This window comes from Streptococcus intermedius SK54 = ATCC 27335 (assembly GCF_000413475.1).
GTDB lineage: Bacteria > Bacillota > Bacilli > Lactobacillales > Streptococcaceae > Streptococcus > Streptococcus intermedius.
The window spans coordinates 439876-452343 of sequence record NZ_ATFK01000001.1 but is presented as its reverse complement, the minus strand read 5'-3'; the positions used below and the strand labels follow the sequence as shown (position 1 = coordinate 452343).

Below are 12468 nucleotides of genomic sequence, written 5' to 3'. Positions count from 1 at the left end.
TTTTACAATCCATACTATTATACCACTTTATGAACAGTTTGTGTAACATAAAAGAGAAAAGCAACCTTTCGGCTGCTTATACCTTATTTCTTTCCTTGCCTATAAAATTCTTGCAAAGCATCTTGCCACGTTGGAATGACAAAGCCGGTTGCCTTAGCTTTAGCTAAACTCATGGTCGAATTCAATGGACGTTTCGCTTTCGCTGGAAACTTACTAGAGTCTACTGGCAAAACTTCGACATCTGTATTCTTTAAGATTTCTACTGCAAAATCATACCAAGTCGTATCCTCTGTAGCATCATTTGACAGATGATAATAACCAAATTCTTTTTGATTTTCTGCTAAGTAAGTCATGAATTCGGCTAACGTACGTGTCCAAGTTGGACGACCATGCTGATCATTAACAACTGTTAGGGTTTTATGTGTTTTGGCTAAATTCTGCATGGTAAAAACGAAGTTCTTTCCATAATTTCCAAAGACCCAAGCGGTGCGAATAATATAGAAACGACTAGAATATTTCTCAACAAGTTCTTCTCCCATACGCTTCGTACGACCATATTCTGTCTGAGGGTCTGGTTGATCATCTACCTCCCACTCCTGACCAACTGGCTTATCTCCAGCAAAAACATAGTCAGTAGATATATAAACAAGTGTTGCACCATGCTTTTCTGCTGCTTTAGCAACATTCTCAGTTCCTGTAACATTGATTGCATAGTCCAATTCTTTTCCTTCATCTTCCGCCGCATCAACTGCTGTATAGGCGGCACAATGATAGACTAGACTTGGCTTCACTTCGGAAAAGACCTTCTCAACCATTTCGGCATTGGTAATATCCATTTCTGCCACGTCAACTGCCACATACTCTTCGTTGCGTTCATCTAAAAGATAACGAAGTTCTGTCCCAAGTTGTCCATTAGCACCTGTAATTAAAATCATTTGACATTCCTTTCTGAATAATAAACATTCAATGAACTTAATTATACCAAAAAAAGTAGAAAAAATCTGGTTTCTACTCACTCTTCTCTTTAATGATATAAACTGGCCTTTTTTTGGTTTCCATGAATATTTTACCTATATATTTCCCTAAAATACCAATCGTCAACAATTGGAAACCACCTAGAAAGAGAATAATTGAAATCATCGAAGGCCAGCCAGATGTAGGATCCCCAAAAATCAAGGTACGAATAATGACAATAATGATAAGGAAAAATGCCAATAAGCAGGCAACAACCCCTCCCACAAAAGCTATTGTCAATGGAGCATCTGAAAAATTGATAATTCCTTCTAAGGAATAATTAAACAACTGCCAAAAATTCCAGCTCGTCTGACCTGCTACGCGCTCCACGTTTTTGTATTCTAAATATTCTGTCTTAAAACCAACCCAAGCAAAAATCCCTTTGGAAAAACGATTATACTCAGAAACCTCTAAAACGGCATCCACCATCTGTCTGCGCATAAGACGAAAATCACGCGCTCCATCTACCATCTCAACCTGGCTAATTTTATTAATCAATTTATAAAACATCTTCGCAAAAAAACTACGAATCTGAGGTTCTCCCTTGCGTGTTGTACGACGCGTTCCTACGCAATCCAATTCAGCATTTTCATCTAGCATATTTTTCATTTGAATCAATAATGCAGGTGGATCTTGCAAATCCGCATCCATAACAGTTACATAGTCACCCGTTGCATGCTGCAAACCAGCATAAAGAGCTGCTTCTTTCCCAAAATTTCGCGAAAAAGAGAGATAATGAACATTTCTATCTGTTTGGTTCAAATCACGTAGAACTTGCAACGTCCTATCTTTTGAACCATCATTCACAAAGATATATTGAAATTCTTCCTTTATCTGCTGTTTTATTTTTTCCATTTCTGCATAAAATAATGGAAGCGATTCTTCCTCGTTAAAACAAGGAATGATGATTGAGATTGTCATTTTAGCCTCCTTATGTCGTTAAATATATTCTAACATAAAAATAAAAAAGTTAGGAACAAAGCCCAACTTTACAAGGGATATTTAAAATAAATGATTTGCTAACTATTCACAAGCAACCCCATCTCCGTCTCTATCCAATTTACTACTATAACCAGGCTGTCCACGATAAATAGGAGTTACACCGGCTCTTCGGGCAGCTTCACAATTTGGATATATTTCCGGATTCACTATATTTCCTGAATTAGAAGACGATCGATGAGAAATTGGAGCCCCTAACCCAACAGCATACCAACTAATGCCTTCATAACGCCAACCAACGTGAGTTAAATGCACTTTTTCTGCTTCAGATAATGTGTAATGATGACTACCTGCTCTAGCATTTGGATTATAAAGTCTATACAATGGATACTGACCAGAGGATTTCCAAGCCACTCCTTCATATCTCCAGCCAGACTTAATAAGGAAATCTCTTTCATTAGCATTCAAAGTATAATGATGATCGCCAGCATTAGGGTTGTACATTCTATATACATCCTGTCCTTTTAAGGAAGCAATCCAGCCTCTCCCCTCATAACGCCAGCCAACTCTTGAAAGCATTTCTTTTTCATTCCAATTCGCTGTATAAAAATGTTCGCCACTATTTGGATTATACAAACGGTACATTTCTAAACCTTCATTATCAGCCTTTGCCTTTTAAATTCCCAACAACATTATTAATGTTAAGAAAACAAAACTGCTTAGTGCTTTTTTCATTTAAAATCATTCCTATCTTTAACTATTAAATTTTAAAGCCATAATATTGAAGTACTGTTAATACGACAGACATCATTATAAAGACCAAGGCAATAAATAAAATAAAGGTATCTCTTTTTTCCTCTTCTTCTGAAGAGAGTGTCGGATATACTGGTACAAATAGTTTAATACTATTAAATGTTAAACCTAAAAGTAAAATAACCCCAGTAAAATATCTACCTTGAACACCTTGAATAGCAATTTCATTAACTTTTCCCCACATTAAATAAGCTGTCATTAAAATGCCAAACGTAACTCCAGTACCGACTAAAAAAGTTCCATATTTACTAATTTTAGGCAAAGGATTATATTGAGGTATCATAAATATGACACAACTGATAAATATTAAATAGAACCATAGTAAATTTCCTAAACCATAGGTTAACCAACCAAATGTAAATAGGGAGGGAATTTTATTTGGAATTAAATTCACCCACTCTTGCACAATCATTCTTGTAAATTCACTCATATGCTCTAATGTGTATTTAATCTTTTCAACTGGATTTACATTAGAAGTTACCTGATTCATATTAATATTACTAGATAAACGTAACCAAAAGAAACTTAAAATTCCTACTAACAAGATTAATCCAATAATAAATATATAAGCATACTTATCTGGTAATTTCTTTTTTGGTATAAATAATAACAGTCCTACCAATAATACATAAGGCAATTTCATGGTAGCCATTATTAAACACAATATTGCAAATAAAAGGATATTTGATAAGGAAACCTTATCTTTTTGAATATACTCACAAAATAAAGCAATAATTAGGAAGAGAAGCCCATTCACCATGCCATCTGTGCTAAAAGAAGATGCTAAATATACACTCATTGGCAACATCCCTAGACTTGCGAACAATAATTCTTTCCCCTTAGCTTTTTTTATAGCCACCTTAATTAAAAATGCATAAACAAGAAGATTACATAACCGACCTAAAATAATTGAGGATAGAACACTCAATCCTAAAATCTTAGAAATTATCAAACCCAATACTTGAGGTAGATAAGGGATAAACGATGAAGCATTTGTTGCTAAAAATTTAGGATAACGCGCAGTCTTTGAAGAAGTTTTAACCTTATCTAAATCTGAATGTATCAATGGTTTTTTAAATACTTTTTCAGCTTCTATGACATCCTTAGAAACTCTAAACTCTGAAGATTTTTGGGGTAGGTAGAGATGTGCCTCTGATATATATAAAGCTCTTGAATAATGGGCTGTTTCATCGGGGGCATCTAAAACAGGAGTTAAAATAACAAAAAGACTTCCTGAAAAAAGAATGCTCAAAAATACCTTATTATATAATTTTCCAGGTAAGCAAATAGTTATACTAAAAACTAAGCCGGTTATAAACAATAAAGTTCTTGGAACGGTAGTCGTTGAGCCACCTAAATAGAAATAAGTAAGTAATAACAACACCCATAATCCAACTAAATATTTCCATCGTTTTGTTATATTCAATGCAAAAGAATAAAACCAGTCTTTTGCATTGAATATAAATGACCAATTAATAGACTTCTCCATCACAATTACTTATTTCTCCAATCTTCTTTTGTTTTAATATAGAGTATTAGTTTTTCCTAACTAGCAATAACAATCCAAACCATTCATTCTTCAATACTTTTAAAAACAGTGGGACAATGTAGGCTAATTTAGAGTGAATATTCACTTTTTGTACACCTTGTTTTATATATTTATTCTTCTCCCAGTTTTTTCCAAAATACTTTTCCATAAAGAGAATGATATCTTTGAAATCTTGCTTTTTCACTGCCGGATATTTTAATAATCTGTAGGTATGACCAATGCATAGATGCTCCAAAGCTAAATATTGCAATTCTTTTTTATATTTATCAAAATCATCACCAAATAAAGTAAATAAATATTTCAACGCATCATAGATATCAAAAATATTTGACTTGCTTGAATTCATGATTGAGCCTGGAGTATTAATGACATAATTAATTAGTGGTTTTTTTATATATGCAATATCAGTTGATTTTGACGTTAAGTATGGCATTACTGCCAAATCTTCATATAATTTTCCTTTTGGAAACTGTATCCCATTATACAAGCTTGTTTTACAAATTTTAGACCAAGCAGCATGCTTTACGACCATGTAATCCTCTTTTTTTCTATATTTCTCAGAGTAAGGATGAACTTTTAAAACATTGATAAATTTTCCTTGAAAATCTACTAAATTAATATCAAAAAATATTATATCTGCCCCTTGTTCTTTAACCTTTAAAAATTCTGTAATAAATGATTCTTCCCAAAAATCATCTGAATCGAGTGAAACAGTATACAAACTATCTTCAATGTGAGCAAGACCAAAATTACGAACATCTGCAAGTCCTCCATTTTCCTTTGAAAACAATTCGATAAATGGATATTTTGCAGCATACTCCTTAATAATTTCTTCCGAACGATCAGTACTCCCGTCATTGACACAAATAACGCGTAAAGAGCAATCTTTTAAATTATCCTGATGAACAATACTATCTAAACATCTTCTTAAATATTTTTCTGTATTATAAACAGGAATAATGACAGTTAAATCATACTTCATTCTTTTTTCCTTTTCTTCTCCCAACTACCATATAAATAGCAAAAATACCAGCTAAATAAGCAATCATAACAATCAAAAAACTGAGTGCTGCACCTAACATATGATAACGATAAATAAATGGTTCTGTTATGAATTTAGTGATAACTAATAAAACAATATATAAGCCTACTAATAAGTGTTGTTTTCGAATAATGGTTAGAATATTTTCAAAAATAATGGCTAAAGCATATAAAACTCCTGCAAAGATTAAAATTGTAAAAGGAAGGGTGTATTGTGATAATGTAACTCCAAATACCAAACTAAGAATTGGAGTACCTATGAAATAAGCCACTATCGTAACAGTTACCCCCCCTATAAGTAAATAGAATAAAAGTTTTTTCACAATTAGAGAAAATTCCTTATATTTTTCTCGATTCCACAAAATAGCCATTTGGGTTATTAAGGGTCTCACCATTAAAATAATGAGACTCATAAAAAAAACGGGCATAAAAAGAATATTAAAATCACGTTGCATCCCTGTCGACAAAACTTCTTGATTTAACCCTTTTTCAATAATGATTTTAGGTTCATTAAAAATATACAATAAAATAAAACCATTTACAAATAATGGCCAACAAGCCAAAAAAATATCTTTTATATCTTTTTTGTAATTACAAGAGAAGATCTCTCTCCAATGAATCGTTTCAAAATACTTAAGAAAACTAATTTCATAAAAAACAATAACCAAACCATTCCAAAAAACGAGAGAAAATAAACCTACAATCACAGATTTGGATGCCAAAAGGCTAAGAAATAAAATAATTACACTAGTGGAATAGCGGTAAAACATTGTTTTTCCAGCAATATCCATACGCTCTCTTTGCTGAAATAAACCTTGAAACAAATCAGATACTGCATCCCACATACGATAAAGAACCATTAAAAATGTCAAGAAAATCGTTTCAAAAGAATAATGGCCTTCACTTACAATATATAAATAAGGGTATAACGTGATTAACATTACTAGAATTGTTATCATCCTAGTTTGAAAATATCCTATAAAAGAATGCTTTTGATTCACATCCGTCCCTTGATAATTTCTTACTTGAAACAATCCAATAACAATCCAAAGAGTACCAATAGAGTTAGCCAAACTAAACTGATCAGCTACTTTCGCAGAAGTTAATCTTGTTACAATCAGTAGATAAAGAACTGAAACTCCTGACGCTGCTAAATTTCCTAATAAGTTCCAAAAATAAATCTCTTTAGCAGAAGGATTAGTTTTTATTTTCATCTTTATCCCTCAATGCTATTGTTTGGACTAAGTTTTTAAATTTCGTATCTAGTTTTGATAATTTAAGAGTAAGTTGAAATTGATTGATGAGCAATAAAAAAATGACAAATAAAAAGATAAAATTGACTGCTGATACAATTCCTAATGCACTTGCAATTGCTTCTGCTAAACTCGGAAAAATACTAAATACCAATAAAATTAAAGAGAAGAATACCCAAAAAATAGCATCATTGATTTGAACTTGTGATTTGCGAATATTACGTAAAATAAAGACACAAGTCATAATAGAGACAAAAATTAATACAATCTGAAACCAAATAGTCATTTAATGTTTACCCTCTCTTTCTGAAATTTTGAATAATCAAGATAGACACAAACATATGCGTCATATATTGAATAGAACGAGAAAGCGTCAAATAACTTTCACCAGCTTGTCGTTCTTCCATTTGAACTTGAGCTTCTGCTACTTTTACACCATGACGAATTAGGTATGAAACTGTATCGGGTTCTGGTCCATAATTGATATTGAGTGCAAATTCTTTGATAAGTCCTTCAGAAAACATCCGCATACCAGAAGTAGGATCGTTGATTGTTTTTCCTGTAGTTAATTTAATAGCTGCACTAATGAGAATGTTTCCCATCATCCGCAGAGACGTTTCTCGCTTTTTCGTCACAAAACGAGATCCAATAACCACTTCATAACCTTCGTCCATTTTTTCTTCCAAACCTGAGATGTATTCAGGCAAATGTTGACCATCCGCATCAAACTGTACTGCTTTTTTATACCCTTGCTCATAAGCGTATCTAAGTCCTGTCTGAAAAGCTCCTGCCAAACCTAAATTAACTGGTAAATCAATAATATTATAACCATTATTATGGCAAATATCTGATGTTTTATCCTTTGATCCATCGTTGATAATCACATAATCATATTGCGAATAATTCGTGATAATGTTTTTTACAACATTTTCAATAGTGCCTTCTTCATTGTAGGCAGGGATAATAATCAATAAATCCGAAGATTTCACTTAATCTCATTCTCCTTCAAAATCATATAAGCATATTATACTACATCTACGCTCCATTTTCTACTATTTCCATAAAAGAAGCAAAAAATCCTCAATAGGATAGATTTAAATACTTTTATTTTATACCAATGATTCAGTATTGGAGAAATAATGTTATAATCACTAAATTTTAGTTGAATATTTTAACACATTTTTCACAGCCTTATTTTATTTAACGATGATATTTACCAATGCACTTCACGTATTTGGAGGTATTTTCCTATGCTATGAAACGTTTAATGATTCTCATTTAGAGAATCATTAAACGTAAGTTATTAAATTCTAATACAAAAGCTTAAAACTGTGAGTATTTAAGACGCTATAATTTCTGGAGACTATAGCAAAATAGATGAGGAAGCTAACTATAGATTATGTTTCAGTAGTTTCCGATTTATATATTCAGCAACCACACTTGTCAAAGGCTGTCAAATGTCCAGTTTTTTCAGAATTTCATCAATATCATCTTTCTTTGGATTCATTTTAGAGACTAGCTCACTTTGTATTATCTCTGTATCTTTATAAAACTTTTTATTCTTACTCTCTTTATCTAAAAAGCTATCATAATCCCCCGAAAGTTTGGCGTAGTTTAAAAATCTTTTTCTAGCTTGAGCAACAGTTAGCTGGTACAATTTCTCTGCTTCTTCTCTATTTACAATTTGAAGTGCTGAAAAACGCTCTTGCTTTAGCATGAATGAAATCATATTTTCAAACTTAGGATGCTTAAAATCAAGTATCATCGGACATTTATTTTCTTTAATACGTGAAGGATTGTATCGATATAAAGACCAATAGCCTGAATGAACCGCTTCTTTAGCCTCTTCAAGAGTTCTACTCATTCCCCCTTCAAGTCGATGGGTAATGCATGGAACATACGCAATAATAATGGATGGTCCTGGATAGTTTTCTGCCTCTTCAAAAGCTTTTATCACTTGGATTGGATTAGCTCCATTAGCAACTTGAGCAACATAGACATTTCCATAAGTCATAGCAAGCATACCCAAATCTTTTTTGGAGCTACGATTTCCTGTAGCGGAGAATTTTGCAATTGCGGCGGTCGGAGTCCCTTTAGATAAGTGTCCTCCTGTATTCGAATAAACTTCATTATCTAATACTAAAATATTGACATCTGCACCACTTGCTAAGACATGATCCAACCCTCCATAGCCAATATCATAGGCCCAACCATCACCCCCCACAATCCACTGGGAAGGTTTGATAAACAAATCTTTATGAGAGTATAATTCGTTAAGAAACGGCGTGTTAACAGAACATTCCTTTTGCAAGGCTTGTTGTAGCTTCGCTGCCCTAGCTCTTGTTCCCTTTCCCTCTTCAAAATGCTGAATCCAGTCACTCATCAATAAATTCAAATCATGACTGGCCTCATTTTTGGCTTTCTCTATGAGTTTGATTAATGATCTCCTTCGTGTATCGTTAGCAATCAGCATCCCATAGCCAAATTCTGCATTATCTTCTAACAAGGAGTTACTCCAAGCCGGACCACAAGCTTTTTGATTGGTTGTATAAGGTGTACTTGCTCCCAGTGCTCCCCAAATAGATGAGCAACCTGTCGCATTTGCCACAACCATTCTATCCCCAAACATCTGTGTCAATAATTTAACATAAGGTGTTTCTCCGCAACCTCCGCATGCTCCAGAAAATTCTAGTAAAGGTTGTTCAAATTGCGTATAAGCAACAGTCCCTGGTTTTCCCGGGTTTTCTTTGGCCCGTAAGGTCATTGAAAACGCCCAATTGATAGTTTGATCCTTTAGTTCAGTTTCATTTTCTGAACTAGAAATCATCTTCAATGCTTTCCCCTGAGCTGGGCAAGCTTTCACACATAGCTCGCATCCTGTACAATCTTCAACGGATACTTGAATTCTGTACATTAAACCATCTTTACCTTTAAAATCCCTCACTTTGTAACCCTCGGGAGCCTCATTCAGTTCATCCTCTTCGACTAAAAATGGTCGAATTGCTGCATGAGGACAAACAAAAGAACAAAGTCCACATTGAACACAATGAGCTGGCTCCCACTCAGGAACTTCCCAGGAGAGAGATTTCTTTTCAGTAGCCGTACCACCTAATGGAAGATCCCCTGCTACCATTCCATTATCAATCAGTTGACCAACGGAAATTTCACTTCCTTTTAAGCGATTAAAAGGTTCTTGAACCTGTTTCTTAAATTGATTTCTAAAGTTTCCTTCTCTTCTTGGAATGTCTTCACAGGTTGCCCACTCCGAAGGAATATTAATTTCTTCTAAGGCATCTATGGACAAAGCGATTGCTCTTAAATTCTGGTTAACTAATAATTTTGACTTTTTCGAGAAAACTTTAGTAATTTCGTCTTTCATCGCTTGTTGTGCAACATCAAAAGGTAATACACTGGTTAGTTTAAAGAAAGCGGCTTGCATACTAATACTAAATTTGCCTACTAAACCAACTTCTTGAGCAATTTTATAGGCATTTATGGTATAAAACTTAATTCGATTATTTGCAATAAACCTTTTCATCTTAGCCGGCAAGCGTCTTTCTAGCTGTTCCCGTTTCCAGGGCGTATTTAGTAAGAAAATACCTCCCGGTTTCAGACCTTTTAAAACATCATATTGGTGTAAATAAGCTGGCATTGTGACACCGATAAAATCAGATTGTTGAATTAAATAGGTTGACTTTATTGCATCGTGGCCAAACCTCAAATGCGAAATCGTAACACCTTCTCTTTTGCGAGAATCAAAATAAAAATACGCTTGAACGTTTTTATCCGTATGTTTTCCAATAATCTGAATCGTGGAGCGATTCATGCTTACTGTTCCATCTCCACCTAATCCCCAAAATTTGACTTGGTAAACATTAGAAGGGGTTAAGTCAATCTCCTTTTCTATTTCTAATGACAAGTTCGTCACATCATCTTCAATTCCAATTGTAAAACGCTTCTTAGGAACTTCTTTTTGCAGTTCCTTAAATACTGAAATAATCTGAGCAGGTGTTGTATCCTTAGAACCGATTCCAAATCTTCCGCCAATAATCCTAGGACGAGTCTGATAATCATATAAGGCAGCTTGAACATCTAAATAGAGGGGTTCACCTAATGCCCCTGGCTCCTTGGTCCTGTCCAAAACTGCAATAGATTGAATTGTATTCGGAAGCTTTTCTAAAAAACACTCTACTGGGAAAGGCCGATAAAGATGTACTTGAAGCATTCCTACTTTTCTTCCAAGTTTTATCAAATAATCGACAACTTGTTGAATTGTAGATGAGATCGAACCCATTGCTATAATGACTTCCTTTGCCTCTCGATGCCCATAATAAGTTACTAAATCATAATTTGTTCCCTGCAATTCATTAATTTTTTTCATATACTTTTGAACCACATAGGGAATGACTTGATAATTCCTATTGACTGTTTCTCGTTGCTGAAAATATAAGTCTGGCCCTTGATTTGTTCCCGATACAGTCGGATGATTTGGGTTCATCCCTCTCGACCGAAAAATTTCCAAAGCCTCTTGATTTATTAATTCCTTTAAATCATTCGATTGTAAAACAGTAATTTTTTGAGTCTCATGACTCGTTAAAAAACCATCAAAAAAGCTAACAAAAGGAATTGAACATTCTAGAGTTGCTAAATGAGCAATAGCGGATAAATCCATAACCTCTTGAACAGAACCTTCTGAAAGGAGAGCAAAACCTGACTGACGAACAGACATTACATCACTATGATCTCCAAAGATACTTAGTGCGTTCGTTGCAACGGATCTTGCAGCTACATGAAAAACTGTCGGCAACAGCTCCCCAGCAATTTTGTACATATTTGGCAACATGAGTAGTAAGCCTTGGGATGAAGTGAAAGTAGTGGCTAAAGCACCTGATTTCAGAGCTCCGTGTATAAAACCAGCTACACCAGCTTCTGATTGCATCTCAACCACCCTTATTTTTTCACCAAAAAGATTTTCCCTACCCTCAGCTTGCCAAATATCTACAAGCTCTCCAATGCCTGAACTAGGAGTGATTGGATAAATCCCAGCTACTTGGCTAAAATGATATGCAATATAAGCTGCAGCTGCATTCCCATCCATTATTTCTTGATGTGCCATCATATCCTCTCCTCCTGACCAGTAATTTTTATTCCTACACTTTTAAAAAAAGCTCATCCCAAGTTTGGGATAAGCTTTAGTCAACTGTAAAACAGTACTATTCGATTTCCCAAAATTACTTTTAATGAGGTAAAATCGATTCCACTTCTGTATGTGGACGTGGGATAACGTGAACTGAAACTAACTCACCTACACGTTGGGCTGCAGCTGCTCCAGCATCGGTCGCAGCCTTCACCGCTCCAACATCACCACGTACTAGAACTGTAACGAGTCCACCACCTACATGTTCTTTACCAATTAACGTTACGTTAGCTGCTTTTACCATCGCATCTGCTGCCTCAATTGAGCCAACCAAACCTTTGGTTTCAATCATTCCTAGTGCTTCTGAAGTACTCATATCTTTATCCTTTCGTCTTTTAGTTTAATGAGGTAAAATCGATTCCACTTCTGTATGTGGACGTGGGATAACGTGAACTGAAACTAACTCACCTACACGTTGAGCTGCAGCTGCTCCAGCATCGGTCGCAGCCTTCACCGCGCCAACATCACCACGTACTAGAACTGTAACGAGTCCACCACCTACATGTTCTTTACCAATTAACGTTACGTTAGCTGCTTTTACCATCGCATCTGCTGCCTCAATTGAGCCAACCAAACCTTTGGTTTCAATCATTCCTAATGCTTCTGAAGTCATTTTACTCCTCCTTAATTATTTTCAAAAAATTATTTAACAAACTCAACGA

At 34.6% G+C, this 12468-nt stretch carries 11 protein-coding genes; all 11 read right to left on the bottom strand.

All coding sequences use genetic code 11. The annotated features are described in order from the left end of the window. Window positions 1-83 precede the first annotated feature (83 nt). A complete protein-coding gene (gene rfbD / locus HMPREF1654_RS02130; RefSeq protein ID WP_003075712.1) occupies window positions 84-935 on the bottom strand; it encodes a dTDP-4-dehydrorhamnose reductase in 852 nt (283 codons plus the stop codon). Between the two features lie 73 nt (window positions 936-1008). Further along, window positions 1009-1935 carry a glycosyltransferase family 2 protein gene (locus HMPREF1654_RS02125; RefSeq protein ID WP_003075652.1) on the bottom strand — a complete coding sequence of 309 codons (927 nt, stop codon included), beginning with the start codon at window positions 1933-1935 and terminating at the stop codon, window positions 1009-1011. Between the two features lie 102 nt (window positions 1936-2037). Further along, entirely contained in the window at window positions 2038-2598 is a 561-nt protein-coding gene (locus HMPREF1654_RS02120; protein WP_003075686.1) for an excalibur calcium-binding domain-containing protein, read from the bottom strand. Window positions 2599-2713: 115 nt separating this feature from the next. Beyond that, on the bottom strand, window positions 2714-4255 hold the full coding sequence (locus tag HMPREF1654_RS02115) for a DUF2142 domain-containing protein (RefSeq protein ID WP_016670368.1): 1542 nt from the start codon (window positions 4253-4255) through the stop codon (window positions 2714-2716). A 46-nt stretch (window positions 4256-4301) separates the two neighbouring features. Then, the gene (locus HMPREF1654_RS02110; protein ID WP_003075622.1) at window positions 4302-5297 is read right to left on the bottom strand and encodes a glycosyltransferase family 2 protein; all 996 of its coding nucleotides are present in this window, start codon (window positions 5295-5297) and stop codon (window positions 4302-4304) included. Further along, window positions 5287-6570 (bottom strand): lipopolysaccharide biosynthesis protein, encoded by a 1284-nt coding sequence (locus tag HMPREF1654_RS02105; RefSeq protein WP_003073015.1) that lies wholly within the window; start codon window positions 6568-6570, stop codon window positions 5287-5289. The genes HMPREF1654_RS02110 and HMPREF1654_RS02105 overlap by 11 nt, the downstream gene beginning before the upstream one ends. After that, window positions 6554-6895, bottom strand: a complete 342-nt coding sequence (locus HMPREF1654_RS02100) for a DUF2304 domain-containing protein (RefSeq protein WP_003075638.1) — start codon at window positions 6893-6895, stop codon at window positions 6554-6556. Before HMPREF1654_RS02100 ends, HMPREF1654_RS02105 begins: the two co-directional genes overlap by 17 nt. 7 nt (window positions 6896-6902) lie before the next feature. Next, window positions 6903-7598, bottom strand: a complete 696-nt coding sequence (locus HMPREF1654_RS02095; protein WP_003075683.1) for a glycosyltransferase family 2 protein — start codon at window positions 7596-7598, stop codon at window positions 6903-6905. Between the two features lie 464 nt (window positions 7599-8062). Continuing rightward, entirely contained in the window at window positions 8063-11725 is a 3663-nt protein-coding gene (gene nifJ / locus HMPREF1654_RS02090) for a pyruvate:ferredoxin (flavodoxin) oxidoreductase (RefSeq protein ID WP_231840240.1), read from the bottom strand. 121 nt (window positions 11726-11846) lie between these two features. Next, a complete protein-coding gene (gene eutM / locus HMPREF1654_RS02085; protein ID WP_016670367.1) occupies window positions 11847-12122 on the bottom strand; it encodes an ethanolamine utilization microcompartment protein EutM in 276 nt (91 codons plus the stop codon). Window positions 12123-12146: 24 nt separating this feature from the next. Next, window positions 12147-12419: an ethanolamine utilization microcompartment protein EutM gene (eutM, locus tag HMPREF1654_RS02080; RefSeq protein ID WP_016670366.1), complete on the bottom strand. Its 273-nt coding sequence runs from the start codon at window positions 12417-12419 to the stop codon at window positions 12147-12149. Window positions 12420-12468 lie beyond the last annotated feature (49 nt).